The sequence below is a fragment of the Micromonospora sp. URMC 103 genome, from assembly GCF_051386435.1.
In the GTDB taxonomy this organism is placed as follows: Bacteria; Actinomycetota; Actinomycetes; order Mycobacteriales; family Micromonosporaceae; genus Micromonospora.
Genome location: NZ_JBPQTR010000005.1, coordinates 1,688,991 through 1,714,960 on the forward strand (window position 1 = coordinate 1,688,991; position 25,970 = coordinate 1,714,960).

General features: G+C 71.2%; 32 protein-coding genes and 1 pseudogene. 17 read left to right on the forward strand and 16 right to left on the reverse strand.

Going from position 1 to position 25,970, the window contains the following annotated elements; translation table 11 throughout:
- Positions 1–2 precede the first annotated feature (2 nt).
- Together ACSNOA_RS20825 and ACSNOA_RS20830 are read left to right on the forward strand one after the other, a co-directional pair.
- Entirely contained in the window at positions 3–587 is a 585-nt protein-coding gene (locus ACSNOA_RS20825; RefSeq protein WP_436660671.1) for a TetR/AcrR family transcriptional regulator, read from the forward strand.
- The gene (locus tag ACSNOA_RS20830; RefSeq protein WP_436660673.1) at positions 584–1,423 is read left to right on the forward strand and encodes an alpha/beta fold hydrolase; all 840 of its coding nucleotides are present in this window, start codon (positions 584–586) and stop codon (positions 1,421–1,423) included. The genes ACSNOA_RS20825 and ACSNOA_RS20830 overlap by 4 nt, the downstream gene beginning before the upstream one ends.
- Here ACSNOA_RS20830 and ACSNOA_RS20835 read toward each other — a convergent pair.
- From ACSNOA_RS20835 to ACSNOA_RS20855, 5 genes and pseudogenes are all read right to left on the reverse strand, one after another.
- A complete protein-coding gene (locus tag ACSNOA_RS20835; RefSeq protein ID WP_436660675.1) occupies positions 1,404–2,222 on the reverse strand; it encodes a MerR family transcriptional regulator in 819 nt (272 codons plus the stop codon). The two genes, ACSNOA_RS20830 and ACSNOA_RS20835, sit on opposite strands and share 20 nt — an antisense overlap.
- Positions 2,223–2,256: 34 nt before the next feature.
- The gene (locus ACSNOA_RS20840) at positions 2,257–3,018 is read right to left on the reverse strand and encodes an ABC transporter permease (RefSeq protein WP_436660677.1); all 762 of its coding nucleotides are present in this window, start codon (positions 3,016–3,018) and stop codon (positions 2,257–2,259) included.
- Between the two features lie 9 nt (positions 3,019–3,027).
- The gene (locus ACSNOA_RS20845; RefSeq protein ID WP_436660679.1) at positions 3,028–3,876 is read right to left on the reverse strand and encodes an ABC transporter ATP-binding protein; all 849 of its coding nucleotides are present in this window, start codon (positions 3,874–3,876) and stop codon (positions 3,028–3,030) included.
- 147 nt (positions 3,877–4,023) lie between these two features.
- A pseudogene (locus ACSNOA_RS20850) lies at positions 4,024–4,225 on the reverse strand (hypothetical protein); the annotation flags it as partial.
- Positions 4,226–4,245: 20 nt separating this feature from the next.
- A complete protein-coding gene (locus ACSNOA_RS20855; protein ID WP_436660682.1) occupies positions 4,246–4,632 on the reverse strand; it encodes a YybH family protein in 387 nt (128 codons plus the stop codon).
- A 96-nt stretch (positions 4,633–4,728) separates the two neighbouring features.
- On the opposite strand from ACSNOA_RS20855, the gene ACSNOA_RS20860 reads away from it, so the two are divergent.
- Positions 4,729–5,421, forward strand: a complete 693-nt coding sequence (locus ACSNOA_RS20860) for a class I SAM-dependent methyltransferase (protein WP_436660684.1) — start codon at positions 4,729–4,731, stop codon at positions 5,419–5,421.
- On the opposite strand, the gene ACSNOA_RS20865 is transcribed toward ACSNOA_RS20860, so the two are convergent.
- Both ACSNOA_RS20865 and ACSNOA_RS20870 read right to left on the reverse strand, forming a co-directional pair.
- Positions 5,390–5,950: a GNAT family N-acetyltransferase gene (locus tag ACSNOA_RS20865; RefSeq protein WP_436660686.1), complete on the reverse strand. Its 561-nt coding sequence runs from the start codon at positions 5,948–5,950 to the stop codon at positions 5,390–5,392. The genes ACSNOA_RS20860 and ACSNOA_RS20865 overlap by 32 nt on opposite strands.
- 92 nt (positions 5,951–6,042) lie before the next feature.
- The gene (locus ACSNOA_RS20870; RefSeq protein WP_436660688.1) at positions 6,043–6,411 is read right to left on the reverse strand and encodes a VOC family protein; all 369 of its coding nucleotides are present in this window, start codon (positions 6,409–6,411) and stop codon (positions 6,043–6,045) included.
- 92 nt (positions 6,412–6,503) lie between these two features.
- Here ACSNOA_RS20870 and ACSNOA_RS20875 point away from each other — a divergent pair, with 92 nt between their 5' ends.
- Positions 6,504–7,469 (forward strand): helix-turn-helix transcriptional regulator, encoded by a 966-nt coding sequence (locus ACSNOA_RS20875; RefSeq protein ID WP_436660690.1) that lies wholly within the window; start codon positions 6,504–6,506, stop codon positions 7,467–7,469.
- Here the strand turns inward: ACSNOA_RS20875 and ACSNOA_RS20880 are convergent.
- The 4 genes from ACSNOA_RS20880 to ACSNOA_RS20895 all read right to left on the reverse strand — a co-directional run bounded on the left by ACSNOA_RS20880 (position 7,445) and on the right by ACSNOA_RS20895 (position 10,849).
- On the reverse strand, positions 7,445–8,320 hold the full coding sequence (locus tag ACSNOA_RS20880) for a MerR family transcriptional regulator (RefSeq protein WP_436660692.1): 876 nt from the start codon (positions 8,318–8,320) through the stop codon (positions 7,445–7,447). The two genes, ACSNOA_RS20875 and ACSNOA_RS20880, sit on opposite strands and share 25 nt — an antisense overlap.
- On the reverse strand, positions 8,313–8,849 hold the full coding sequence (locus tag ACSNOA_RS20885; protein WP_436660694.1) for a VOC family protein: 537 nt from the start codon (positions 8,847–8,849) through the stop codon (positions 8,313–8,315). The genes ACSNOA_RS20880 and ACSNOA_RS20885 overlap by 8 nt, the downstream gene beginning before the upstream one ends.
- A 55-nt stretch (positions 8,850–8,904) precedes the next feature.
- A complete protein-coding gene (locus ACSNOA_RS20890; RefSeq protein ID WP_436660696.1) occupies positions 8,905–10,380 on the reverse strand; it encodes a protein kinase domain-containing protein in 1,476 nt (491 codons plus the stop codon).
- Positions 10,381–10,615: 235 nt separating this feature from the next.
- A complete protein-coding gene (locus ACSNOA_RS20895) occupies positions 10,616–10,849 on the reverse strand; it encodes a hypothetical protein (RefSeq protein WP_436660698.1) in 234 nt (77 codons plus the stop codon).
- Here ACSNOA_RS20895 and ACSNOA_RS20900 point away from each other — a divergent pair.
- The 6 genes from ACSNOA_RS20900 (at position 10,839) to ACSNOA_RS20925 (ending at position 16,358) form a co-directional block, all read left to right on the forward strand.
- The gene (locus ACSNOA_RS20900) at positions 10,839–11,168 is read left to right on the forward strand and encodes a hypothetical protein (protein WP_436660700.1); all 330 of its coding nucleotides are present in this window, start codon (positions 10,839–10,841) and stop codon (positions 11,166–11,168) included. The two genes, ACSNOA_RS20895 and ACSNOA_RS20900, sit on opposite strands and share 11 nt — an antisense overlap.
- 136 nt (positions 11,169–11,304) lie before the next feature.
- Positions 11,305–11,715, forward strand: a complete 411-nt coding sequence (locus ACSNOA_RS20905; RefSeq protein WP_436660702.1) for a cupin domain-containing protein — start codon at positions 11,305–11,307, stop codon at positions 11,713–11,715.
- Positions 11,716–12,038: 323 nt separating this feature from the next.
- Positions 12,039–13,169 (forward strand): acyl-CoA dehydrogenase family protein, encoded by a 1,131-nt coding sequence (locus ACSNOA_RS20910; protein ID WP_436660704.1) that lies wholly within the window; start codon positions 12,039–12,041, stop codon positions 13,167–13,169.
- Positions 13,166–14,023, forward strand: a complete 858-nt coding sequence (locus tag ACSNOA_RS20915) for a phosphate/phosphite/phosphonate ABC transporter substrate-binding protein (RefSeq protein WP_436660706.1) — start codon at positions 13,166–13,168, stop codon at positions 14,021–14,023. The genes ACSNOA_RS20910 and ACSNOA_RS20915 overlap by 4 nt, the downstream gene beginning before the upstream one ends.
- Positions 14,001–15,179 carry a ferritin-like domain-containing protein gene (locus ACSNOA_RS20920; protein WP_436660708.1) on the forward strand — a complete coding sequence of 393 codons (1,179 nt, stop codon included), beginning with the start codon at positions 14,001–14,003 and terminating at the stop codon, positions 15,177–15,179. Before ACSNOA_RS20915 ends, ACSNOA_RS20920 begins: the two co-directional genes overlap by 23 nt.
- Positions 15,180–15,386: 207 nt before the next feature.
- Positions 15,387–16,358, forward strand: coding sequence for an NADP-dependent oxidoreductase (locus ACSNOA_RS20925; RefSeq protein ID WP_436660710.1), 972 nt, complete (start codon positions 15,387–15,389; stop codon positions 16,356–16,358).
- Positions 16,359–16,388: 30 nt separating this feature from the next.
- Here ACSNOA_RS20925 and ACSNOA_RS20930 read toward each other — a convergent pair whose 3' ends face one another.
- Entirely contained in the window at positions 16,389–16,742 is a 354-nt protein-coding gene (locus ACSNOA_RS20930) for a DNA polymerase ligase N-terminal domain-containing protein (RefSeq protein WP_436660711.1), read from the reverse strand.
- Between the two features lie 195 nt (positions 16,743–16,937).
- Between ACSNOA_RS20930 and ACSNOA_RS20935 the strand changes: the two genes are divergently transcribed.
- Positions 16,938–18,065, forward strand: a complete 1,128-nt coding sequence (locus ACSNOA_RS20935; protein WP_436660713.1) for an FG-GAP repeat domain-containing protein — start codon at positions 16,938–16,940, stop codon at positions 18,063–18,065.
- A 296-nt stretch (positions 18,066–18,361) separates the two neighbouring features.
- A complete protein-coding gene (locus ACSNOA_RS20940) occupies positions 18,362–19,159 on the forward strand; it encodes a zinc metalloprotease (RefSeq protein WP_436660715.1) in 798 nt (265 codons plus the stop codon).
- On the opposite strand, the gene ACSNOA_RS20945 is transcribed toward ACSNOA_RS20940, so the two are convergent.
- Positions 19,156–19,674: a GNAT family N-acetyltransferase gene (locus ACSNOA_RS20945; protein ID WP_436660717.1), complete on the reverse strand. Its 519-nt coding sequence runs from the start codon at positions 19,672–19,674 to the stop codon at positions 19,156–19,158. The genes ACSNOA_RS20940 and ACSNOA_RS20945 overlap by 4 nt on opposite strands.
- A 207-nt stretch (positions 19,675–19,881) precedes the next feature.
- Between ACSNOA_RS20945 and ACSNOA_RS20950 the strand changes: the two genes are divergently transcribed.
- Both ACSNOA_RS20950 and ACSNOA_RS20955 read left to right on the forward strand, forming a co-directional pair.
- Positions 19,882–20,916 (forward strand): LLM class flavin-dependent oxidoreductase, encoded by a 1,035-nt coding sequence (locus tag ACSNOA_RS20950; protein ID WP_436660718.1) that lies wholly within the window; start codon positions 19,882–19,884, stop codon positions 20,914–20,916.
- 196 nt (positions 20,917–21,112) lie between these two features.
- Positions 21,113–21,589: a heme-degrading domain-containing protein gene (locus tag ACSNOA_RS20955; protein ID WP_436660720.1), complete on the forward strand. Its 477-nt coding sequence runs from the start codon at positions 21,113–21,115 to the stop codon at positions 21,587–21,589.
- 11 nt (positions 21,590–21,600) lie between these two features.
- On the opposite strand, the gene ACSNOA_RS20960 is transcribed toward ACSNOA_RS20955, so the two are convergent.
- Complete coding sequence (locus tag ACSNOA_RS20960; RefSeq protein ID WP_436660722.1) at positions 21,601–22,065, reverse strand: DUF1801 domain-containing protein; 465 nt, start codon at positions 22,063–22,065, stop codon at positions 21,601–21,603.
- A 141-nt stretch (positions 22,066–22,206) separates the two neighbouring features.
- On the opposite strand from ACSNOA_RS20960, the gene ACSNOA_RS20965 reads away from it, so the two are divergent.
- The gene (locus ACSNOA_RS20965; protein WP_436660724.1) at positions 22,207–22,638 is read left to right on the forward strand and encodes a helix-turn-helix transcriptional regulator; all 432 of its coding nucleotides are present in this window, start codon (positions 22,207–22,209) and stop codon (positions 22,636–22,638) included.
- Between the two features lie 23 nt (positions 22,639–22,661).
- Positions 22,662–23,075: a VOC family protein gene (locus ACSNOA_RS20970; protein WP_436660726.1), complete on the forward strand. Its 414-nt coding sequence runs from the start codon at positions 22,662–22,664 to the stop codon at positions 23,073–23,075.
- Positions 23,076–23,093: 18 nt separating this feature from the next.
- Here the strand turns inward: ACSNOA_RS20970 and ACSNOA_RS20975 are convergent, their stop codons facing one another.
- Positions 23,094–24,317: an erythromycin esterase family protein gene (locus ACSNOA_RS20975; RefSeq protein WP_436660728.1), complete on the reverse strand. Its 1,224-nt coding sequence runs from the start codon at positions 24,315–24,317 to the stop codon at positions 23,094–23,096.
- 166 nt (positions 24,318–24,483) lie between these two features.
- On the opposite strand from ACSNOA_RS20975, the gene ACSNOA_RS20980 reads away from it, so the two are divergent.
- Positions 24,484–25,119, forward strand: a complete 636-nt coding sequence (locus tag ACSNOA_RS20980) for a hypothetical protein (RefSeq protein WP_436660730.1) — start codon at positions 24,484–24,486, stop codon at positions 25,117–25,119.
- Between the two features lie 52 nt (positions 25,120–25,171).
- Here the strand turns inward: ACSNOA_RS20980 and ACSNOA_RS20985 are convergent, their stop codons facing one another.
- The gene (locus ACSNOA_RS20985) at positions 25,172–25,771 is read right to left on the reverse strand and encodes a TetR family transcriptional regulator (protein ID WP_436660732.1); all 600 of its coding nucleotides are present in this window, start codon (positions 25,769–25,771) and stop codon (positions 25,172–25,174) included.
- Positions 25,772–25,970 lie beyond the last annotated feature (199 nt).

Consider the following 25,970-nt stretch of genomic DNA (forward strand, 5'->3'; position numbering starts at 1 on the left):
CGATGCCGAGGCAGGGATTGACGCGGGAGCGAGTGCTCGCCGCGGCGGCGGACCTGGCGGACGAGGTGGGCCTGCCCCGGCTGACCGTCGCGGCGGTCGCTCGACACTTCGGCATCTCCGACGCCGGCCTCTACGTGCACGTCCGCAGCCGCGATGCGCTGATCCAGCAGGTCGCGGTCCGGGCGGCCGCGGCATTCGCGGACGACCTCGCGCTCGCCGTGGCCGGTCGCGCGGGCCGGCAGGCCCTCGTCGCCTTCGCCGACGCCTACCGGGCGTTCGCGGTGGCGCACCCGGGGCAGTACACCGCGACCCAGCTACCACTACCGGCCGAGGTCGGCACGACGTCGGTGGGGCATCTGCGCATGATCGAGCTGAGCTACGCGATGCTGCGCGGGTACGGGCTCGACGAACCGGCGCTGACCGACGCGATCCGCTTCGTACGCAGCACCCTCCACGGTTTCGCGAGCCTCGAGGCGAGCGACGGGTTCGGACACCCCCGGGAGCTGGACGTCTCCTGGCACCACATCCTCGACGCGATGCACACGACCCTGAGCAACTGGCCCAACCGGAAAGAAGAACAGCGATGACCAGCCACGAAAGCGACCACCAGGACGTCACGTCGGCGGACGGCACCCGCCTGGTGGTCCGGCGGACGGGCGCCGGAGACCCCGTCGTCCTCCTCCATGGCTCCGGGGGCGGCCTGCACTCCTGGGCCACGGTCGCCGACCATCTCGCCGGCGACCACGAGCTGTGGATGCCGGCGCGGCGCGGGTACGGGCCCAGCGACGTTCCGTCCGGGACCAAGTCGTTCACGGACGAGGTCGCCGACGTTGTCGCGGTCGTCGAGGCCGCCCGCCGGTCGTCCGGCAGGCCCGTCCACCTCGTCGGGGCGTCCTACGGCGCCACCCTGTCGCTGCACACCGCCCTGGCGCACCCGGGCAGCCTCCGTTCGCTCGCCATCTTCGAGGCGCCCCTCTTCGCGGGCGGCCCGGACACCGCCCCCCTGCTCGATCGCTACCGGACCGCGTTCGAACGGGATGACGCCCCGGCGATGATGGCGACGCTGAACCAGGTGACGCGCGTCCCCGCGGAGATCGTCGCCGCGGCCGCCGATGCGGCGGCCGCCCGGAAGCCCGACCCGGCCGAGGCGCGGCGCGCGGCGATCGGCTGGCTGCACGATCTCGAAGCGCTCGCCGGGGACAGCGCGGACATCGCCCGCTGGTCCGCCATCACCACGCCGACGCTGCTGATGCAGGGGGCCGACACCTGGGAGCCGATGCCCACCACCATGAACACCCTGGCGAAGACGATCCCCGGGGCGCGTCAGATCGTGTGGCCCGGACAGTCGCACTTTGTCACCATGACCGCACCGCGACTGTTCGCCGACGCCCTGCGCGAGTTCTTCACCGAGGTTTCGGTGTAGCCGGGCGAGTCCGGTCCCGGGCCTCGGCCAGCCGCACCGGCCGGGTCCGGGTCCAACTGGCCCAGCCACGCTCGCGCATCAGGTCCAGCAGCCGCTGCGCCCGCGGGTCGCACTCGACCGCGAGTGCGTCCAGAAGGCCGAACGGCACCTCGTCGTGCGCCTCCTCGTCGGGGTCGATCTCGTCGGCGATGTATGCCTGCTCGGCAAGGCCGGCCAGGATGTCGGCGGCTTCCTCCAGACGCGGGTCGTCGTTGGCCACGTCGCTCTCGAGGATCTCCGACCCGAGCCGGTAGAGCCGCACGAGTCGCGGATCGTCGAGCTGCGCGAACTTCTCGGCCATGAACTCGCCGGTGCGATCGGGCCAGCGGGCCACCACGAGGATCCACCCGTCGCGCTCCGCCTCCACCAACCGCTCCGACACCCCCAGCCTTCGAAGCCGGTCGAGATAGCAGACCACCTCCGGCGGCAGCGCCAGGCTGTCCCCTACGGCGAGCTGCGCGATCTGCTTACGGCTGGATTCGAGCCGCTCGATCTCCGCGCGCAGGTCGCTGTCGATTCCCTCGACCGCATCGGCGAAGGCCGACGCGTCGGCCTCGAGCATCTGCCCGATCCGGGACAGCGGCACGCCGGCGTTGGCGAGGGTGCGGATCTTGATGAGCGACACGACCGCCTTCGCGCCGTACCGTCGGTAACCCGAGGCGTCCCGCTCCGGCTCGGGCAGGAGCCCGATCTGGTGGTAGTGCCGCACCGCCCGCGCCGTGACGCCGGCGTACGCCGCCAGTTGACCGATCGTCAGCATGCTCTGATCCTGCCCCGACCCGCCCGGCGCCGGGTCAGGAGATCCTGCGACGGTAGGTGATGGTGGCGAACACGTAGGCGACGACGAGGATGCCGACGCACCAGGCGAGGGCGATCCAGATGTCCGTGCCGACCGGTCGCTCGGTGAGCAGGTCGCGGATCGCGTTGACGATGGACGTCACCGGTTGGTTTTCGGCGAAGGCGCGTACCGGGCCGGGCATGGTGTCGGTGGGCACGAAGGCCGAGCTGATGAACGGCAGGAAGATGAGCGGGTAGGAGAACGCGCTCGCGCCCTCCACGGACTTCGCGCTGAGGCCGGGGATCACGGCGATCCAGGTCAACGCCAGGATGAACAGGAGGAGGATCCCGGCGACCGCCAGCCAGCCCAGCACTCCGGCGCCCGAGCGGAAGCCCAGGACGAGGGCGACGAGCACGACGAGCACCAACGAGATCACGTTGGCGACCAGTGAGGTCAGGACGTGCGCCCACAGCACTCCCGACCGGGCGATCGGCATGGACTGGAACCGCTCGAAGATCCCGCCCTGCATATCACCGAAGAGCCGGAACCCGGTGTAGGAGATGCCCGACGCGATGGTGATGAGCAGGATGCCGGGAAGCATGTAGTTCACGTACGACACCGGCCCGGTGTCGATCGCGCCGCCGAACACGTACACGAACATCAGCATGATCGCGATCGGTGTGACCGCGGTCGTGATGATGGTGTCCAGACTGCGGGTGACATGCCGCATGGTCCGTCCCGTGAGGACGGCGGTGTCGGCGAGGAGATGCGTGGCCATGGCTGTTCCCTATCTCTTGTTCGCCGCGGTCTTGCGGGCGTGGCTGTCCCTACCGGTGTCGCTGCCTTCGTCGTCCTCGCCGGAGTCGCCGACGACCGCGAAGAAGACGTCTTCGAGCGAGGGCTGCTTCTCGACGTACTCGACCGTGGCAGGGGGTAGCAGTTGCCGGAGCTCGGCCAGCGTGCCGTCGACGATGATCCGACCCTGGTGGAGGATCGCGATCCGGTCGGCGAGCTGTTCGGCCTCGTCGAGGTACTGGGTGGTGAGCAGCACTGTCGTGCCACCCTCGGCGAGCTCCTTGACGGCCTGCCACACCTCGATGCGCGCCTCCGGGTCCAGCCCGGTCGTCGGCTCGTCGAGGAAGATGACCGGCGGATCTCCGATGAGACTCATGGCGATGTCGAGGCGGCGGCGCATGCCACCGGAGTACGTCGCCACCCTCCGGGCGCCCGCCTCGGTCAGCGAGAAGCGCCTCAGCAGGTCGTCCGCGATCCTGCCCGGATCCCTGAGGCGCCTCAGTCGGGCCACCAGGACGAGGTTCTCCCGCCCGGTGAGGATCTCGTCGACCGCCGCGAACTGCCCGGTGAGGCTGATGGATCCGCGCACGTCGGCGGCCTGCGTCGCGACATCGAAGCCGTTGACCCGCGCGGTCCCCGCGTCGGCCTTGAGCAGCGTGGACAGGATCTTCACCACGGTGGTCTTGCCGGCCCCGTTGGAGCCGAGCAGAGCGAAGATGCTCCCCCGGGCCACGGCGAGGTCCACGCCGCGCAGCACGCGCAGCTCCTTGTACGACTTCTCCAGGCCCCGCACGTGGATCGCGGGCCCGTCGACCTGATCGGTCGTGCGCGGGTTGCTCATGACGGCCAGCATGCGGGGTTGACGCTGCGTCAAGGTCAAGCCCGCGGGCCAGGTGCTCGCTGTCGGCGACAGAGCGTCCCGCTCGCCAGGGCTTGGCCGAGGGGGCTGGTCAGCCCCGGGCGACGTGCGACCCCGCGTACCGACCTCTCACCGGCCGGTGGCGTCGATGAGCTCCCGCAGGATGTCGGCGTGCCGGACGGTCTCACCCGTCATGTGGGCGAGCACCCACCGAAGCGTACGAGGCGAGGTGCTGGACCAGACCCAGCAGCGTGGTGTCGGAGACGACGAGCCGGCGCCGCAGATGCTCCTCGATCAGGCCCGCGACCTTCTTCAGCACGCATGCGTGCGTGGCGGTCCCCGGGCTCCCGATCAGTCCGGCGGATCGGCCGGCTGCTGCCCGGGCCAGAACGGCCACTCCTCGAACACCCGACAGCGCCCGTCGTCGGCGAATCGCATGATCCACAGGTCGCGGTACTCCTGGTCGACCGGGTCGCCGTAGCGGACCTCCAGGCGCGCCACCGCGGTGTCGCCCTCGACGGCGACGATCTCCCTGGTCATCTGGAACACCTCGTCTGGGCCCTTGCGCTGCTGTTCCCACATCCGCGCGATGGCCAGCAGGCCGACGACGGGCGTCCAGTAGGGCCCCTGCTGGTAGCTCGCATCCTCGGTGAAGAGCGTGACCAGCCCGGTCGTGCCCGGCGTCCGCCACGCCTGCTCGTAGGCGGCGAGCCAGCCGGCGACATGCTTCCTGTCCATGGCACTCCACCCTGCCATCGGGCGGGCCGTCGGCGACCGCGAACGAGCGGAACAATCACCTCGCCAGGCGGCGGCGGAACTCATAGCCTGGCCAGCGTGGGCAGCCTCGACGAGCGTGACCTGGTCCGGCGGGGGTACGACGCGCTCTCCTACCACTACCGGGCGGACGACGCCGACGACGGCCAGTACGCTCCCTGGCTGGCCGACCTGCACCGACGCCTACCGACTCCGGCGGCGGTCCTCGATCTCGGGTGCGGCTGCGGTGTGCCGGTCGCCCGGTTCCTCGCCGACGCCGGGCACCACGTCACCGGCGTCGACATCAGCGACGTGCAGATCGAGCGGGCACGCCGGCTCGTGCCCAGCGGCACCTTCGTCCGCGCCGACGCCACCCGACTCGACCTGCCACCGGCCTCGTTCGACGCCGTCGTCTGCCTCTACGCCCTCATCCACATGCCCCTGACCGAGCAACCGCGGCTGATCAGGAGCATCGCGAGCTGGCTACGCCCGGGCGGCTGGCTGCTCACGACCGTCGGCGACAGCGCCTGGACCGGCACCCAGGACAACTGGCTCGGTGGCCCCGCCAGAATGTGGTGGAGCCACGCCGACGCCCGCACCTACCGCTCCTGGCTGCGACAGGCGGACCTGACCGTCACCGCCGAGGACCACATTCCGGAAGGCGCCGGCGGACACGCGCTCTTCTGGGCGCGGCGCCCCTCGACCGTCCGGCGTGGCCGCCCCGCGTCGAAGCCCGCGACCGCTACCGGCGCTGTTCCCAGTCGGCCCGGGTGAGGACGTACTCGACTTCTCCGTGCTCGGAGCCCGGTATCGCCTCGGGCCAGTCCCCCGTGAAGTTCCGCAGGAACACCAGGCCCGACTTCTCCATCACCCGGCGGGATCGCGTGTTCACCGCCATGGTGTTCGCGGTGACCCGTTGCACCCCGAAGTCGGTGAACCCCTTGGCGATCAACGCCCGCGAGCCCTCGGTGGCGTACCCCTTGCCCCAGGCGGCCCTGTTGAGCCGGTAGCCGAGCTCGACCACGTCGGCGCTGTGCTCGTCCAGGGGACGGAACTCGAACCAGCCCAGGAACGCACCGGTCGCCTTCTCCTCGGCCGCCCAGTAGCCGCGGGTACCGATGCACGGGTGGTCGTGCAGGAGCCGCGGCAGGATGCGCGATCTGATCGTCTCGCGACTGGCCGGCTTGCCACCGTTGATGAAGCGCATGACCTCGGGGTCGTCGTCCAGCGCGAACAGGCGGTCGGCGTCGTCGTCGGTGAACGGACGCAGCACGAGCCGTTCGGTCTCCAGGAAGACAGACATCTCGTGATCCTCACGGCCACCGGGCGGCGCCGCCACCGGATATCGCAGCCGGCCGGCCACCACCTTTCGGCCGTCACGACGTCCGCATCTGGTCAGTCCTTCGGTGCGACCCGGATACGGTTCCCGTCAGGATCGGCTGCGAGGAAGGTCAGCCCGAACCCCGCATCGCGAGGCTGGTGCAGGATCGTGACGCCCTTGGACTGCCACTGCTTGAAGATTGAGTTGATCTCGTCGGGTCCACCGCCGCCGATGGCCAGGCACACCTCACTGGTACGCGGGACATCCGGCGACAGGTCCTCGAACTGGCCGGACCACAGAGCGAGGTCAGCGCCTGGTCCGAGGTCGAAGGTGATGTATCCCGGAGTCTCGAGCGAGGGGCTCATGCCGAGGAGGTCGCCGTAGAAACGGGCTGCGGCGGGAGCGTCGTTCACATAGACGATGGACACGACGGATGTGGTCATGCTTGTTCCTTCTCGCAGGTCGGGGGTACGCATCCACCAGCCTGGCCGGAATATGCGCCGCATCGTGTCGCAATTCCTGAAAAACTTGTTGGGTGACCCCGGACCGCTTCTTCGCCCTGATGCTGCTACTGGAATCGAGGGATGGCGCGACCACACAGGAACTTGCCTCGGCGCTCGGGGTTTCCCTGCGAACCATCACCCGGGACCTGAACTGGCTCCGCGACGCCGGTCTGCCGGTGACCGCACACCGGGGCCGCCTCGGCGGCGTGACCATGCTGCCCGGGTCCGGGCTCGACCTCACGCGGCTCACGGCTGACGAGCGTGATCACCTCTCGCTCATCGGGCTGGATGAAAAGCAACGCGCGGAGCTCGACGCATCGGTCGAAAGCCGGCGCGCGCTCGCCAAGATCGCAGCGAAACAGTCACGTCGAGATCAGGAACTCCTGCCGCTCACCGACGTGGTGCACGTGGACAGCCGTCCCTGGCTCCAGACATCAGGGTCCGGCACGACTCCGGCTTCGCTGATCGGCTCGGTGCGGCGAGGTCGCCGGCTACGGATCGAGTACGACAGCTCACGCGAGTCATGTCCACGCGACCTGGTCGTGGATCCCTACGGGCTGTTCGCCAAGGCCGGCGTCTGGTATCTCATCGCCGACTGTGCCCGGGTGCCACGGATGTACCGACTCGAACGGATCACGACGTGGGAGGAAGTCAATCAGCCACGACGGATCCGCGAGAACCAGACCCTGGCCACCGTCGCTGCCGCGCTCATTGATCAGTGGGCACACAACCACGCGATAGAGGTCAGCGCCACCATCGACCAGTCCCAGTTCGAGCGGGCGGAACGGATTCTCGGCCCACGACTCGTCCGGGACGACCGGGAAGAATCCGCCACCGGCCACAAGGTAACAGTTCGCTTCCTGCATCTAGAGGACGTGCGAGCATTGCTGCCGTTCGGGGACGCCATTACTGTGCACGGCCCCACCGAAGCCCGGGCTCACCTCCGCGCCCTCGCCACCAACCTTGCCCACCACTATGCGCCGTCACCAACGTCCTGACCACCAACACCTGGGCTAGCGGCCAACGGTGCGCCGGAACCCGCGCCCCACTGCCAGGTGGCGGTGTCGGGATCGATGCCGTGGGCGCGTGCGCTGGCGTCGATGCTCCGACGGAACCACGTGGCGAGGCCGGCGCGGATGCCGTCGTAGTGGGCAGCGAATCCCGGATCGGCCTCGTACATGCGACCGAGACAGACCTGCATCTGCCGGGTGAGGGGAAAGTACGCGGTGAACACCGCGCGGTGCCGCTCGACGAGTTGGTTCGCCTCCGCGCTGCCAGGCGCGATACCGGCGTCCACCGCGTCCCCGAGGGCAGCGTCGAGGTCGGCGACGGCGTCGGCGATGGCCTGCCATTCCTCCGGACCGCGGAAGGCCGCGCGTTCGGCGTACTGCCGCCACTGCGTCGTGTCCCCGTAGCGCTCACGGGCCTGGGCGGGCCAGTCCGGGTTCCACTCGGGCCCGAGGATCGCGGCCTGCTGCTCGGCGGTCAGCAGCAGGCCGCGCTCGTGGGCGGCGATCATCCGGTCCAGGCCGACGCCGAGCTGCTGGAGGCGGTCGATCCGTTCGGCTACCTGGGTGCGCTGCGCCCGCAACGCGGCGAGCACGTCCGCGGTCGAGTCGTCCAGGACGGCCCGGATCCGGTCCAGGCCGAGGCCCATCTCCCGGTAGACGACGATGCGGTGCAGGCGCTCCAGATCGCCGGCGGTGTAGAGCCGGTAGCCGGCGGTCGTACGCAGCGACGGTCGCGCCAGACCGATGTCATCCCAGTGGTGCAGCGCGCGGACCGTCACGCCGAGACGCGTCGAGACCTGACCGACGGTCAGGCCGTCGACGTCGGTGGCATCAGGCATGCCCCTCATTGTCGTCGCGACCGGCGCCCGCTGGAGTGATCCCGACGGCGGCAAGGTTGCGCGCCTCCGGACTGGCCGGATCGAAGGGCTTCCCCGCGGTGAGGATGATCCGTGCGTTCTCGGGAGTGATGACCTCCACGTCGCGGGTGTTCCAGGGCGTGTCCCGGGGGCCGTCGACCGAGTGGGGGCGCAGCGCGCGACAGGCTTCGACGAGGGAGTCGATCTGGTTGAGCACGCACGAGAAACTGATGCTGATCGCGGGCGCCTCCTCCGGAACGCTCGGCGCCGCGACGAGGAGCACGTCCTGGAACGCCCAGCGGCGCAGGTGCACGAGCCTGCCGGGGATGCTGAACAGGTCGACGAAGCCGAGCCCACGAATCCAGAAATCCAGCGACCCCGCCAGATCGCTCGTGGGGATCGTCACGAACGCGGGCATGCCGTAGATGCCCCGGAAGGGCTCCGGCGCAACCGCGTCCGGGCCGGGAACGGGCACGGGACTGATCTCGAAAGCATCGTAGTGGTCACCCATGGACCCCACCCTCCCGCCTCACGCGGCGTGAGGGTCAAGCCCGGTACGCCGAGCGTCAGGACGTTGCGCTCCCGGTGGCTGTCGGTTGCTCCGCCGTTGGCTCCTCGGTCGGGTCCGCCGTCGGCTCCTCGGTCGGGTCCGCCGTGGGTTCATCGGTCGGGTCCGCGGTCGGCTCCTCCGTCGGTGTGGCCGTCGTTCCGTCCGTCGGCGTTCCCGTCGGTCCCTGGGAGACGCCGTCGGACGTCCTGGGGGTCGGCGCGCCCGAACTGCCTCCTTGCGAGGGCGTAGCCCCGACCGGCGTCTTCCCACCCGCGGAACGGGTGGCCGTGGGCGTGGCGGATCCGGGCGCCCGAACCGGCATACCGGCGGAACCGCGAGTGTCCGGTTCTCCGCCACCGCCACCAGGGCCGGGGCCGGGGCCGGTGCCGTCCTCCGGCGTCGGCATCGATGGCGGCGCCGCGGGAGGCACCACGGGAGGTGCCGACGGTCCCCCGGTCGGACCCGACATCATCCCGGTGGGGTCAGCGAGCACCAGGACGGCGGCCGCGGCGGCCAGCGATCCGAGAAGCACCGCGAGCGTCGTGTGGCCACGGCGGAGGGCGCGGCTCGACGTACCCGCGAGGGCCGGTTGCCGGGCGGCCAGGCGCGCGGTCCGCGGCTCGGTCGGGCCGAGGTCGACAGCGGCCGTCGCCTCCTGGTCGGGCGAGGCCGCGAGAGCCTGCGCCGCGGCGGCCATGGCCGCCGCCGTCGGGAAGCGCTCGGTGGGCTGCTTGGCCATCGCGGTCGCCACCAGCTGCCGGACCTCCGCCGGGACGTCCTCGGGCAGCGGCGGCGGCTCCTCCTCCAGGTGCCGCAGGGCCACCGCGACGGCGTTGTCACCCTGGTACGGGGGTCGACCGGCGAGGCAGTGGTAGACGACGGCACCCAGCGCGTAGATGTCGATCGCCGGCGTGGTCTCGTTCCTGGACACCTGCTCGGGCGCCATGTACAGGGCGGTGCCGACGACCTGGTTCGCGGCGGTGAGACCCACCGCGTCCTGCGTGACGGCGACGCCGAAGTCGACGAGTACGACGTGCCCGTCGGGTTCGATGACCAGGTTGTGGGGCTTGACGTCGCGGTGGACGACGCCGGCGTCGTGCGCGGCCTGCAGAGCGCGTGCGGTCTGCGCCGCGATCGACATCGCCTCGGCCGTGTCCAGCCGGCCGACCTCGGCGATCCGCTCCGACAGGGACTGTCCCTGCACGCACTCCATGACGATGTAGGCGAGCACCTGGCCCTCGGGCAGGGACATCTCGCCGTAGTCGTAGACCTGGGCGACACCGGGATGACGGAGGGCGGCCATGGCACGCGCCTCCCGGCGGAAGCGTTCACCGAAGCCCGCGTCGGCCACCAGACGCGGGTGCAGCATCTTGACGGCCACGCAGCGGTCCAGCGTCTCGTCGACCGCCCGCCACACGTCGCCCATACCGCCGCTGGCGATCATTTCGACCAGGCGGTAACGGTCTCCGACGAGTTGCCCCACACTCGGCATAAGGATCCGGTACCCCGGACCCGCCGGTCTCAAGCACCGCGGATCCGCCGGCCGCCTCCGCGGGGAACCATCCGGCAGCAGCGCGACCATCGATGTAACGGCAGGGCTCCGGGCGACGCTGTTTGTCGAACCGCCGGGCCGCTGACCACCGTGCGGCAGCCCCCCGCGCCCCGGTGGCGCACCCCGTTCCCCGATGTGAGATAAATCCGTGCGAGCTCAGCCGGATTGCGAGCAATCACCGTGATCGGGCTAGCCTGCGCGGTGTGATCCACACCAGCCGCCTCATCGCCTTTGCCCTTATTGCCACCGTTTGCGGATGCGGCAGCGATACGACCTCGGCCACCAGCCCCACGTCGACACCGACCACCGCCACGTCGTCCGCAAGTTCGCCGTCACCGGGCCGCCCCGACGCCGCGCCGCTCCCCCTCGGGAAGGCGTACACCTTCCAGGAGGGCAGCATGACGACCACCGCCCTGCGGTACAAGGAATCCATCGCCGAGGGCCTCGGCGGCCTGGAGGTGCGCACCTGCAACCTCCCCGCGGCGTCCACCGCCCAGCAGGTCAGCGTCGCACCCTGGTCACTCCGCTGGGCCGACGGCACGACGACGGTGACGACCTGGTCCGGCGTGGTCCCCGACGAGTACCCCTATCACCTCAAGGCCGTCGCCCCCGGCCGGTGCGTCCAGGGCTGGGTGGTCTTCACCGCACCGCAGCAGACCAGGCCGGCTCTGGCCGTCTACGAGGGCCAGAGCACCGAGGGCGAACGGGCGGAGTGGAAGCTGAGCTAGCTGTCGTGACCAGCGGCGGGGGGGCCGGCTCCACGGTCCCCCGGTCCGAGGGCCGCCCCCGGGTCGGCGGGGCGGCTGTCACAGACGGGGCCGCCGTTCTGTCGTTCCCACAGACGATCCCTGTTTGGAGGAACACATGAGCGCCGACCACGCACACCTACCCCCCGGCGTCGAGGTGATCAGCACCCTGGCGAACGCGACGGCCCGCATCCCGGCGGGCGCCGAGGCCAGGACCATCCGGGTCACCCTGTCGCCCGGTGACCCCGGCGCTCCGCCGCACCGGCACCCCGGGCCGCTCTTCGGCTACGTCACCCAGGGCGAGATCCTCTTCGAGCTGGAGGGGCAGCCGCCCCGCGTGCTCAAGGCCGGTGACGCCCTGTTCGAGCCCGGAGGGGACGTGATCCACTACCAGGGCGCCAACAACCTCCCGGACGCGCAGTCGCAACTGGTGGTGACCATGTTCGCGCCGCCCGGCACCCCCGTTCTGACCGTGGTCAGCCAGGAGGAGCTGGCCGAGCGACGACACCTGCGATTTTCGCAGGCATGATGGCGAGCAGTAGGCGTTGCTCCGCGGTCTGCGGCGCCTACTGCCGTCGGCCCGGAGGGCTGACGACACACTCTCGCGCGACGGGCGCCGCGACCCGACGGAATCACATCGACCCTTCCTGTCGTCGCGTTCGGTAACTACGCTGTTGCGCAGCCGGCAGTTCCCCGTCCGCCCGGCCGCGCACCCTGCCACCCACTCCCCCTGTCGGGGCCACCTCCACACAGAGACCCCGCTGGTCAGTGGAGACCACTGGCCCATCCCGTACGGATTCCAGCGCCGATGGCACCCCCACAGGTCGGTTCAGCCTGCATCTGGAGAGAAGCATGGGACATCAGGAGTCGTTGAGTCGGATCGTCGAGGAGATCGTCGTACCCCAGGCCGGGGATGTGGATCGCTCCGCCGCCTTTCCCCGCAAGGCCGTCGACGCGTTGGCGGAGGCGGGCCTGCTCGCTCTCACGGTGCCGGCCGAGCACGGCGGAGGCGGGCAGGGCCTCCGCGTCGCCACCGACGTGGTCCGGCAGCTCTCGACGGCGTGCGGGTCGACCGCGATGGTCGTCCTGATGCACTACAGCGCGGTGGCCGCACTGACCGCCACGGGAGCCGGAAGCGTGCTGCGCGAGGTCGCGGCCGGGCGGCACCTGAGCACCCTGGCCTTCTCCGAGGCGGGGTCACGCAGCCACTTCTGGGCGCCGCTGGGCACGGCCACCGACGAGGGTGGGCGGGTACGCCTGGACGCCCGGAAGAGCTGGGTCACCGCCGCCAGCCAGGCGGACAGCTACGTCTGGTCGAGCCGGCCCCTGGCCGCGGCGGGACCGATGTCGCTGTGGCTGGTCACGGCCGGCGCACCGGGGCTGTCCGTCGGCCCGGAGTTCGACGGCCTCGGTCTGCGCGGCAACGACTCCCGCCCGGTCACGGCCGACGGCCTGGTGGTGCCCGACGATGCCCGGCTCGGTGCCGACGGCGCGGGTCTGGACCTCGCGCTCACCGCGGTGCTGCCCTGGTTCCTCCTACTCAACGCCGCGGCGAGCGTCGGGCTGATGCAGGCCGTGACCCGGGAGACGGCAGATCACCTGAGCCGTACCCGGCTGCAGCACCTGGACCGGTCGCTCGCCCGGCAGCCCGAATCCCGGGCGGTCCTGGGCCGGATGCGGATCGAGACCGACCGCACCGCCGCGCTTCTCGACGCCACCCTCGCCGCGCTGGAGCAGGGACGCGACGACGCGCAACTGCTCGTTCTGGAGGTCAAGGCGGCGGCGGACGGAAGCGCGGCCGAGGTGGCCGACCTGGCGATGACGGCATGCGGCGGCGCCGCGTTCCGTAAGGAGTTGGGCATCGAACGACGGTTCCGCGACTCCCGGGCCGCGCGCGTGATGGCGCCGACCACGTCGGCGTTGCTGGACTTCGTCGGGCGGGCGCTGTGTGGCCTGCCGCTGCTGGACGGGCCCGAGGCATGAACCAGACCCTGTTGCTCGGCGCCGTCGCCTACGACCCGAAGGTCGTGACCATCTGGACCGGCTTCCGATCCTGGTTCCGCGAGCGCGGCCTCGATCTGGACTACGTCCTCTATTCGCAGTACGAGCGGCAGGTCGAGGACCTCCTGGCTGGCAGGATCGACCTGGCCTGGAACTCCCCGCTCGCCTGGCTGCGCGCGCAGCGGCTCGCTCGTGCCCAGGATGCGACCGTACGCGCGGTCGCGATGCGCGACACGGATCGCGACCTCACGTCGGTCGTCGTCGTACGGGCCGACTCGGGCCTTCGCAGCCTGAACGATCTGCGGGGTCGGACGGTGGCCACCGGTGCCGTCGACTCGCCGCAGGCGACCCTGCTCCCGCTGGCGCTCCTGCGCGGCGCCGGCCTCGACACCGACTCGGACATCGACCTGCTCCGGTTCGACGTGGGCGTCGGTCTGCACGGCGACCACATCGGCGGCGAGCGCGACGCCGCGCAGGCGCTGAGGGCCGGACGCGCCGACGCGGCCTGTCTCATCGACGCGAACCTGCTGCTCTTCGGGCGGGAGGGCACCCTGCCGGCGGGGTCGGTGCGGGTCCTCGCCCAGACCGAGCCGTACGACCACTGCAACCTGACCGCCGGGCCGTCCGCCGACCCGGCGCTCGTCGACCACTTCGGCAAGCTGTTGCTCAGCATGTCCTACGCGGACGACTCGGCCCGGCCGCTGCTGGACCTCGAAGGGCTCAAGAAGTGGCTGCCGGGCCGGACGGAGCGCTACGCGGCTCTCGACGCGGCGATCGCCGAGACCAACTTCTACGATCCACGGGGAGCGCTCCGTGCCGCCGACTATCGACCTTGAGGATCTCGGTCTGGACGCCGGTGGTCACCTGCTGGTCGACCGGGCGCTGGCGGCGTTGGCGCCCGGTGACCGGCTGGTCGTGCGGGGCCGGCACCCCGCGCTCGCGGTACACCTGGCGGCCTGGTGCCGTGCCGAGGGACACCGGTTCGAGGCGGCGGCCGAGGGGCCGATCGTCGTCCGCGGCCGCGCCGACCTGGATCGCTGGCGGGACGCGCAACGGGCCGGCTCGACGCCCCACGACGTCGTCGCGCATGCGAGCCCCCACTGGGGGCTGGCGGCCCGGGGCGCGCTGGTGGAGCCCGGCGGTCCTGCCCTGGCAGTCGACTGGGTGGACCGCGACCTGGTCTGGGCCGACCTCGCGCCCCGCCTGTACGCCCAGGCGACGGCCAACCAGTGGGATCCGGCGACCGCGGTGGACTGGGCCGCGGCCGGGTCGCTGCCGAGTCACGTCGAGGACGCCGTCGTCCAGGTGATGACCTACCTCGTGGAGAACGAGCAGGCCGCGTTGATGATCCCGGCCCGGTTGCTGTCCCGGCTGCACCCACACTTCCGGGAGGTCATGCAGCTGCTCGCGGCGCAGGCCGCGGACGAGGCCCGGCACGTGGAGATCTTCACGCGCCGCGCCCTGCTGCACCGTGACGTGCTCGGGCTCTCCGGAGCCGGTGGACGGGCGTCGCTGCAGACGCTGCTGGAGGAGCCCGACTTCACGCTCGCCTCGTTCCTCCTCTCCGTGCTGGGCGAGGGCAGCTTCCTGGACCTGCTCCACTTCCTGCACCGCCACGCACCGGATCCGATCACCGCGACCGTCACCCAGCTCGCCGCGCGCGACGAGGCCCGCCACGTCGCCTTCGGGGTCGCCCACACGACACACGTGGTCCGGGCGGATCGCGGCTTCCTACGCCGGCTGCGAGCGGCCGTCGAACGGCGCCACGCGGCACTCCTCGACACCGCCGGTCTGAACAAGCAGGTCTTCGACGCGCTGGTGATCCTCGCCGCCGGGTCCTGGACGCCGGCGGCGATCGGCCACGGCTGGCAGGAGGTGCTCCGCCTGCAACAGTCGATGGACGAGGGACGTCGTCGCCGGCTCGAATACATCGGTTTCCCGGCCGACGAAGCGGCCGCACTGTCCGCGCTGCACACACGCAACTTCATGTGAACGTCGCGACCGAATGGCCGTCCCGCCGCAGGCGACCGGCGGATCTGCGCGTAACCGCTTCCCAGCCGAGCGAGGAGTCACCGGTAGCCCGACCGGGTGAATGGCGTCCGGCGGGAAGCAGTCGGGGTGGCGGTGCGGCATGCTGCCATCGACGATGCCGACGCCTGACGGCTACCGCGCGGGCCGGTGCCCGGGAAGGAATTCCAGATGGCAGACGCCGACGTGCCCGAGCGGATGCAGGCCGCGGCCTTCGACGAGTTCGGCGGCCCCGAGGTGATCACGCCGCGCATCCTGCCGGTGCCGCAGATCGCCGGCGACGAGGTCCTGCTCAAGGTGTTCAGCGCCGGCGTGGGCGTGTGGGACGCCGCCGAACGGGAGGGCACGTTGGTGCCCGAGGGCGCCTCGTTCCCGATCGTGCCCGGCAACGAGGCCGCGGGGACGGTCGCCGCGGTCGGTGGGCAGGTGACCGACGTGAGCGTGGGCGACCTCGTCTACGCCTACGGGTACACCCGCCCGAAGGGCGGCTTCTACGCCGAGTACGCGGCGACCAAGGCGCAGTACGTCGCGAAACTGCCGGCGGGAGTGCCGGTGGAGCACGCGGGGGCCATGCCGACCGACGCACTGACCGCGTTGTCGGGGCTGGAGCTGCTGGACCTGCGGCCCGGAGCGTGGTTGCTGATCTTCGGCGCGAGCGGCGGCCAGGGACACCTGGCCGTGCAACTGGCCAAACGGAAGGACCTCAACGTGATCGCCGTGGCGTCCGGAGCCGAGGGCGTGGGGTTGGTGACCCGGCTCGGCGCGGACGTGGCCCTCGACGGCCACGGCGACATCGCGGAGGTGCTGGCGCGGATCCGGGAGGTCGCCCCGGGTGGCGTCGACGGGCTGCTGGCGATGGCGGGCGGCAGGACGCTGGACCGGCTCGGCGAGGTGCTGCGCGACGGCGCCGTGCTCGCGTACCCCCGTGGTGTGCGACCGGCGCCCGGCGAGCGGCCCGGGGTGAGCGTCCAGGCGTACGACGGCGAACCGGCCCCGGGTCGGTTGCAGCGCCTCAACGAGCTCATCGAGGCGGGGCCGTTCCAGGTGCACGTCGCCGAGAAGTTCCCGCTGGGACGGGCGGCGGAGGCACACCGCCGCCTGACGACCTCGTACCCGGGCAAGTTGCTCCTCACCGTGGTCTGAGCGCGAGGCGTGCCGGGGCCGTCCCTCCGGCTATCGGTCCTGGGATGGCTGCTCCTTCGTGAAGTGGAGCAGCCACCCCTCGCCGGTACGGATGAGCGCGTACCGGCGGCGGCCGGTGCGGCCGTGCAACGTGAACAGCATCCGGCGTTCGGTGCGGTCGTGCTCCTCCCACGTGCCGATGTCGGCGATCGACTTGTCGGCGTCCTCGTAGGTCAGGTGATCGAGCGCGTGGTCGGGCACGGCGATCGCGAGCCGATTGTCGCGGGGATCGTCCGGCAGGCCACGGGGCACCGCCCAGGATCGCAGCACACCGTTCTCCTCGAGCCGCAGGTCGAAGTGCGGCCGTGGTTTGCGGTGGTCGTGCAGGACGAAGGCGCGCGGCACCCCACAATTGTCGACGCCCGCCCGCCCCGCCGCCCGTCAACGGGCACGCGACGGCTGCCCTCGCTCGTGATCGGGCAGATGCGTCGCCGACATAGCGCTGGCTTAACCCGGCGTTATCAATCCGCGAGGGAGGCTCGCCCCTGCCCGGATCGGCGACGAACCGGTCCGGGTCCATACCTCAAGTCAGGAGCGCGCATGCGAATTCGTACCCTCGGGGTGCCGGCCCTGGCCGTCACGCTGTCCACGGCCCTCACCCCGGCCGCCGCCACCGCCGCGACCGCCACCTTCGGCGCGCCGATCGCCGTGGCGACCGGTGCCGTGCCGGGCGCCATGACCAGCGGCGACCTCGACGGCGACGCGCGGCCCGACCTGGCGGTCGCGCACACCGACGCGGACCGGGTCTCGATTCTGCTCAACCTCGGCGCGACCGGCTTCCGGGCCGAGGCCGTGGTCGCCCTCGACGGCGCGCCCCGCTCGGTCGCGCTCGCCGACGTGAACGGCGACGGCCGGCGAGACCTCATCGCCACGGTCGTCGACATCGACCTCAACCAGGTGGTGGTCGCGCTCGGCCGCGGCGACGGTCGGTTCCGCGCGCCCCGGGTGTGGGACACCGGCGCGAACAGCATCCCCCGCAACCTCGTGCCGGCCGACCTCGACGGCGACCGGGACGTCGACCTGGCGCTGTCCCTCGCCGGGCGGGAGCAGGTCCAGGTGCTCCGCAACGACGGGCGTGGCCGGTTCACCCCCGGGCCGATCCTCGCGGCCGAGCCGACCGCCAACGAAGGGCTGGCCGGCGCCGACCTCAACGGGGACGGTCACCTCGACCTGGTGGCGACCGGAGGTGGGTACGGCCGGGTGGTGACCTGGTTGAACACCGGCGACGGCACCTTCGCCCCCGGTGTGTGGCACGAGTTGCCGGACCCCTGCAGCCCGGCCGTGCTCGCCGATTTCGACACGGACGGGCGGGTCGACGCGGTCGTACCGGGATCCGAGTGGGGCGGCGCGGTCTACCTGAGGGGCGACGGTGACGGGACCTTCACCGAGGAGCGCACCCTCGTCTACGGAGCGGGCGAGCGCAACGCCACGGCCGGTGACTTCGACGGGGACGGCCACGCCGATCTCGCTTTCGGCGGCGGCTACCGCGGCGTGCTGGTGGTGCCCGGCAACGGTGACGGCACCTTCCAGGAGCCGGTCACCCTGGCCGCGCCCGGCACGCCCGGCGCGCCTGTGGTGGACGACTTCACCGGGGACGGGCGCGACGACATCGTCGTACCGGACGACAGCGGCCTGAGCGACGTCCTCTGGTTCTTCCCGAGCGTGTGAGCGCCGAGGCGACGGCCGTGTAACGCCACAGAGGACGGCATCGCCCTCTAGGAGTGGAGGGCCCTCGTGCCCCGCACCGGCCTTTCGCCCGTCCGTTCTGTCTCCATCCCCCATGCGTGAAGGGTGCGACGATGCGCAGGAGATCGACTTTTCAACTGGCGGTCCTGACCGCTACCGCTGCGACGTTCCTGGCGGCCGGTGGAGCCTCCGGAGCGATGGCCTCGGCGGCACCGGTGACGGCCTCCCCGGGTGCCGCGGCCTGTGAGCCGGGCGCCGAGGGTCACAGCGCGGCTCGGGTGACCGAGGACGCCACCGCGAAGGAACCGGAGCTGTACCCGAAGAACGAGGCGAACGCCTACGGGGTGATCAAGGATTCGCCGCGCCTGCCGAACGGCAGCGTCACCGTACCCACGGTCTTCCACATGATCTCCGACCACCCCTTGACCGCGGCCGAGACGAACAGGTGGAACACCCTGATCGCGGCGCAGATGACGGTGCTCAACGACTCGTACGCGGGTCGCACGGCGGCGAACGCCTCCGACACGCCGTTCCGGTTCACGCTCGTCGACACGACGTGGACGGTGAACAGCGACTGGTACACGGTCGTGCCGGGCAAGAACGAGCGGGACATGAAGCACGCGCTGTACCAGGGCGACTCCCGCACCCTCAACGTGTACGCGGCCAACATCGGCGGCGGTCTCCTCGGCTGGGCGTACTTCCCGAAGGGTTACAACAACGGCCGGGACTACATCGACGGCGTGGTGATGCTGGACGAGTCGATGCCGGGCGGAACGGCGGGCAAGTACGCCCTGGGTGACACGCTGACGCACGAGGTCGGGCACTGGCTGATGCTGGAGCACACCTTCGCGCACGGGTGCTCCGCCTCCGGCGACTTCGTCGAGGACACCCCGCGGGAGGCGGCGCCGCAGTTCGACTGCCCGGTGGGCGCGGACACCTGCACCGCACCGGGACTGGACCCGATCCACAACTTCATGGACTACACGCAGGACTCCTGCATGAACATGTTCACCGCCGGACAGGCGGACCGGATGAGCGACGCCTGGGTGGCGTTCCGCGCCGGTGGGGTCGGCTAACCAGGCGTAGGGCACGCGTCGGGGTCGACGGGCTGCGGCCCGTCGACCCCGACGACGTCATCTGCGCGCAGGGCCGTGGCCGGCTCGCGCACCATGAAGACCTCCACCGGATCCTCGCTCTCGAGCGTGAAGCCGTGCCGCTCGTACAACCGCCGGGCCGGACTGCCCTGCAACACGTTCAGCCGGACCAGGATGCCCTCGCGGTCGCACCGCGCCAGCAGCCCGCGGAGGACGGCCGTACCGATGCCGCCGCCCTGCAGGTGCGGAGCCAGGTAGAAGTGCTCCAACCAGTGGGCGTCCTCGGCCGGGCGGAGCGACACGCAGCCGGCGAACGCGCCGCCCGCCTCGATCACCCAGGTGTGCGCCGGCACGAACCCGTTCCGCAGTCGCTGCCGCACCCGGTGATCGTCGTAGCGGCCGAGCCGCTCCAGATCCGTCCGCAGCACCACGGCCCGCAACTCGGCCACCGTCTCGACATCCGCCACCGACGCCGGCCGCATCGCCCAGTCCCCCATGATCGCCAACCTACCGCGCCGACCCGCCGCCACCGTCGCTGCTGAGCCGGCTGGTGACGCCGTCGCTCCTGAGCCGGCTGGTGACGCCGGACCGGACGTGGTGTTCCCCACGCCCCGGTTCGGGAATGCGAGCCGAGGGCGCTGCCGTTGTCCCGGGCCGGAGACGCCGGAAACCGGGACGCCCGGCGCATCGAGGGAAGGAACGACATGGCGACCGAGGTGCAGTTCGGGCTCGACAGCTTCGGCGACGTCACCGTCGACGCGAAGGGTAAGCGACTCCCGTACGCGCAGGTGATCCGCAACGTGGTCGAGCAGGCGGTGCTCGCGGACCGGCTCGGCGTCGACGCCATCGGCCTCGGCGAGCACCACCGCGACGACTACTCCATCTCGGCGCCGGAGATCGTGCTCGCGGCGATCGCCGGCCAGACGGAGCGCATCCGGCTCGGCACCGCGGTCACCGTCCTCAGCTCCGACGATCCGGTACGCGTGTTCGAGCGGTTCGCCACCCTCGACGCGGTCTCCCGGGGACGCGCCGAGATCATGCTGGGCCGGGGCTCGTTCACCGAGTCGTTCCCGCTGTTCGGATACGACCTGGCCGACTACGAGCGCCTCTTTGAGGAGAAGCTCGAGCTGATGGCGAAGCTGCTGGCCGAGGATTCCGTGTCGTGGCAGGGCAGCGTCCGAGCGCCGCTGAAGCAGCAGCAGGTCTACCCGAAGACGGAGTCGGGGCGGATCTTCACCTGGGTCGGCGTCGGCGGCAGCCCGCAGTCCGTCGTCCGGGCCGCCCGGCTGGGCTTTCCGCTGGCGTTGGCGATCATCGGCGGTGACCCGGCCCGGTTCGCACCGTACGTCGAGCTGTACCACCGTGCCCTCGACCAGTTCGGCCACGAGCGCCTTCCGGTCACCGCGCACGTGCCCGGCTTCGTCGCCGACACCGACCAGGAGGCCGCCGACCTCCTCTGGCCGCACGCCCGGAACATGCTCAACCGGCTCGGCCGGGAGCGCGGTTGGCAGCCGATGACCCGGGCCCGGTTCGAAGCCGACATCGCCGAGGGCGCGTGGCACGTCGGGTCGCCCGAGACGGTGGCCCGCAAGATCGCGACGACGGTGCAGGCGCTCGGTCTGCAACGCGTCGACGTCAAGTACGCCAACGGTTCTATGCCGCACGAGCACCTGATGAACACCATCGAGCTGTACGGCACGAAGGTGATCCCCCGCGTCCGGGAGCTGCTGGCCGGCTGAGCGCCGGCCGTCGTGTCGTCACCGGAGGTGTCCGACCAGCTCGGCCACGTCCGCGAAGATCCGGTCGCCAGCCGCCGCCGCGGGTGAGACGGCGTCGAGGGTCGGCCGCGGGGTCGAGAACGCGCCCGCACGCCACCGCCGGTTCCGGCTCTGTTTGAATCGTGGTGACGATCGAGGAAGGGACCGGTACGCCGTGATGTCAGAGCTGCAGGAGCAGGAAGAACGCCTTCAGTTCGACCGGTTCGACCACGACGACGCGTGGGAACTCGGCACGCTCCTGGTCCGGCTGGGCAGGGAGCGGCGCCACGCCATCACGGTCGACATCCGCCTCGGCGACCACCAACTCTTCCACTACGCGCTGCCCGGCACCTCCCCCGACAACGACGACTGGATCGAACGCAAGATCCGGGTCGTACGCCGCTTCGGCCACAGCTCCTACCTCGTCGGCCAGAGCTACCGCGACCGCGGCACCACCTTCGAGGAGCAGGCCCACCTCGAACCGGCCCGCTACGCCGCGCACGGCGGCTGCTTCCCGATCATCCTCCGCGGCACCGGCCCGATCGGCACGGTCACCGTCTCGGGTCTGCCCCAACTCGACGACCACCGCCTGGTCGTGGAGGCCCTCGGGCTCTTCCTGAACGGTCGGCGCCCCGAGCCCGGCGCCACGACCTGAACGGGCCTGGGTCAGCTGACGGCCTTCGTGACGAGGGCGGTGATCGTCTTCGCGGCTTTTTCGCTCAACTCGGCCACGGCGAAGGACGTGGGCCACAGGCCGCTGTCGTCGGCGAAATTCGCTTCCTTCGTGAAGCCGAGCGTCGAGTAGGGCTCTTTGTCGTGGTGCCCGCTGCGGAAGAAGCACACAACCTTTCCGTCCCTGGCGTAGGCGGGCTGTCCGTACCACAGCTTCGGCGACAGCTCCGGGGCGCTGGTGGTGACGATGGCGTGGATCCGTTCGGCCACCGCGCGGTCCGACGGCTCCATCTCCGCGATCTTCGACAGCACGTCGCGTTCCGCGGCGGCGGCCTTGTCGCCGCGACCGCGGGTCGCCTCCTTCTTCAGTTCCGCGGCGCGCTCCTTCATGGCGGCACGCTCTTCCTCGGAGAAGCCGCCGGTGCCTCTCGTGCGGCCCGTGCGGGTGTTCGCGCTCATCCCTGGTCACCCTCCGGTCGGTCTCGGTTGACGTCTCTCCGACGCTAACGACGCGGCGCAGGCTGGCGCTTCTCGATTCTTGACCGATGCCGCGCCACGACACCGGGGGCACGGCGGGTGCGAGGTGGGAGGATGGCGCGCATGGGCCTGGGACGTGCGGAGGAGCAACGGTTGCGCGGCATCGCCCTGATCCGCCGTGTCCGCGACCGGATCGATCGTGAGTACGCCAGGCCGTTGAACCTCGAGGCGCTGGCGCATGGGGCGCACATGTCGGTGGGGCACCTGAGCCGCGAGTACCGCCGCATCTACGGCGAGTCCCCGTACTCCTATCTGATGACCCGCCGGATCGAGCGGGCCATGACGCTGCTGCGGCGCGGAGACCTCAGCGTGACGGCCGTGTGTTTCGAGGTCGGCTTCTCCTCGTTGGGCACGTTCAGCACCCGGTTCACGGAGCTGGTCGGCGTGTCGCCGAGCGCGTACCGGCGCGACCACTCTCTGGCCGCGGCCGGCATTCCGCCGTGCCTGAGCAAACAGGTCACCAGACCGGTCAAGAATCGAGAAGCCCACGCGTGACAACCGTGCGTAGCGTGACCGGCATGAATGTCACCATCCAGCACGCCTTCCTACCGCACACCGACCCCGAGGCCGCGCTGCGCTTCTACCGCGACATCCTGGGCTTCGAGGTCCGGGCCGATGTCGGCTTCGAGGACATGCGGTGGATCACCGTGGGTCCTGTCGGGCAGCCGGGCACCTCCATCGTGTTGCACCCACCGGCCGCCGACCCGGGCGTCACCGACGAGGAGCGCCGCACGATCCTGGAACTCATCGCCAAGGGCGTCTACACCGGCGTCACGCTGGCCACCGACGACCTCGACGGGCTCTTCGACCGCCTTCAGGCCGCGGGTGCCGATGTGGTCCAGGAGCCCATCGACCAGGATTACGGCGTCCGCGACTGCGCCTTCCGTGATCCCGCCGGCAACCTCGTCCGCGTCACCGGCGTGCCGGCGTGAGCCAGTCGCCGGGCCCGGTCAGGCCGCCGGCCACCACGTTCCCCCCGCGGGGGCGTCCCTGACGAACACGATCCCGTCGATGCTCTGCAGATGTGCCGGCTCCAACGGGGCGTAGCCGAACCAGGGCGACACCCGCGGAGCGGGCGTCCCGGCGCCGAGGGCGACGGCCAACCGGCGTGCGTCGACGACGTACCGGTCCTCCGGCAGCGCGTACAGGAGCCCTTCGACGGTGTTCGCGGGTGGCGTCTCCACACCGCGGTGGCGGATCGTGCCGAGGGCGGTGGCCAGGAAGGCGTACGCCGTGCCCAGCTGGGCGCCGACGATCGCCCCGGCGCTCCACCATTCCGCCGGCAGGCCGCCCATCCGGATCCTGCTCTTGTCCCGCTGCAGATGCCCGTTGTGCGCGTACACCAGTGTGGGACGCCGCTCGGCGATGGCGAGCAGGTTGGCGGCCATCATCGACGCCCGCGCGCCCAACAGCCGTGCCATGCGCGCCGGCGACGGGTCGGCCATGCTGAAGTGGTACCGCAGCAGACCCACGGCCGTACGACCGTAGAGGTGGACCCGGTCCCAGTCGTCGCGCGAGGTGGCCGGGATCAGGTGCGGCGCCTGCGTGTCGAGCAGGGCCACCAGCTCGTCGGCGAGCAGCCGTAGCTGTCCGGCCTCGGGCGTCCGCCCCACCGACCGGGACGGGTCCCGCATCGCGGCCGGATCGGTCCACCGGGCGTCGGCGCCGAGCAGGCGGTCGAGCGTCTCCGCGGTGCAGGGAAGCAGGTCGGCGTCGACCCGGGTGGTGAGGTAGGTGTGCAGGGCGGTGAGCGCCTGCCGCGGGCTCGCGGCGCCGGTGATCTCCACCGGGCCCTCGAAACCGGCGAAGCGCACCCGCTCGGCGGCGGGCCGCCCGTCGTTGTACGCGCGCATCCAGCTCACCAGCTCGCGGTTGGCCGCGGAGGCGCCGAACCCGTGGCTGAAACCGCGTTCCATGACCTCGTCGAGGGTGCCCGTGCCCGCGGTGACGTAGTCGTCCACGACGAGGCCCATCAGGCAGTCGCTCTCGATCGCGATCGTCCGGTAGCCCTCCCGCTCCACGAGCTGCCGGAAGAGCCCGTTGCGCACGTCGAGCAGAACGTCCTCGCCATGGGTGGGCTCGCCCAATGCGAGCAGCCGCGGCCGGACCGGAAGCAGCCCCAGGACGGAGGCAGCGGTCACGGCCTGGGCGATGTCCTCGATGCCGGTAGTCATGCCCTAAACGGTATCGTTGAACCGTCGGTTGAGACTTGACCGCGACGCCCGCATGGTAACGCCGCGAACCTTCAAACGGCAGGAAAGGCGGTTGCGTCGGTGCCGGGTGGTGGGCCATAGTCACGCCCATGATCTCTACCCGGAAGGGCGGCGACGCCCCGGCGCGATGAGCGCCCCCACGTGGCGATCCGACGCCGCGACGCCCGCACAGTCCGTCCGCAGCACCACCGGTCGTGACCTGTGGCAGCAGGCCATCCAAATCCGCCAGGAGTGGCTCGGCCACGCCCTGTCCACGGAACCGGCGGACCGAGCGACGGCCGAACGCTGCGTGACCGCGATCTACGCGAGGATGTCGCGACCGCGACCCCGGTTCGAATGGGTCGACTCGCCCGACAGGGCACTCCCCCTGATCGATGGCTGGCCCACCCTCGAACGACTCTACGAGTGGATCCGGGATCCCCGCCCGCGCGGAACACCACCGCTGGCAAGCGATCTCGCCATGGTCGCCTCCCAGCTCCGTGCCGCGCTGAGCGCGGGCGTCACCCACACCGATCCCGAGTTGTCGCCGACGCGCTCGGGGAAGACGAAGGAACCATGGCCCGAACTGCCGCCACCGCACGCGCTCGACAGGCCCGGGTTGCGACCGCCGCGCCCCGCAGGGCACGCCTGGTGGACGTCCCACACATCGGGCCGCGGGTTGTTCACCAGCGCCTCGACGAGCTTGTGCGCGGAACGCGCCGCGCCGCTGCGGGCACGCCTGATCGCGAAGTGCGACCGGATTGCTGGCGCAGTGCAGGGGTGAACGCGTGTCGCGGCCGCGGCCGGCGGTCGGAGTTGCCTGGCCCCCCGCCCGCTCAGTTCGCCGGGCGAACGCGCAGACCGTCGAGGAGTAGCGCCAGCACAGCGGCCAGATCGTCCTCCAGGACCGGCTCGGCCCACTCCGTGAGATGCGCCGGGTGGTGGAACCGGGTGGTCGCCTGCAGCACCGCCCGCCCGGCGAGTGCCGGATCCGCCACGTCGAACTCCCCCCTGGCCACCCCGTCGGCGACGATCACCGCGAGCTGGCCGGCGAGCACCTCCAGGTGGGCCGCGACCACCTCCTCCAGCTGGGTGGCCAACAGGTTGAAGGTGTCGAACAGCTCCGGGTCCTCACGGGCGATCCGGCGCTTGCAGCGGTTCAGCTCGAACAGCCACCGGCGCAGCCGCTCCGCAGCCGGCTCGTCGGCGGTCGCGACCTCGGCGAGTGGGGTGGACATCCGGGCCAGCCAGCGTTCCGTGACCGCGGAACGCAGCGCCGCCTTGCTGGGAAAGTGGCGGTAGACGCTCCCGTGGCTGACGCCGAGTGCCCGGGCCACGTCCAGCACTGTCGCCTTCGCCGGGCCGTAGCGACGTAGCACCTCCTCGGCGGCGTCGAGGATGCGCTCGGCGGAGAGGGTGCCCGGGTCCGTACTCATTACTCAAGCCTCCCTGATCCCACGTCGGTGGTCGTCGTCACCCCCGCCGTCTGCGTCAGGGCCGCCACCGGGCCCGACGGAGACAGTGTCCGCCCGGCCGGGGCGACGCGCTCTCCGCTCCGCCCCGGGCCGTCCTCGGCCCCGAGCGGAGCGGGAAGCCGGGGCACGGGCTTCCGACCGGACGACCGGCGGACGTCCG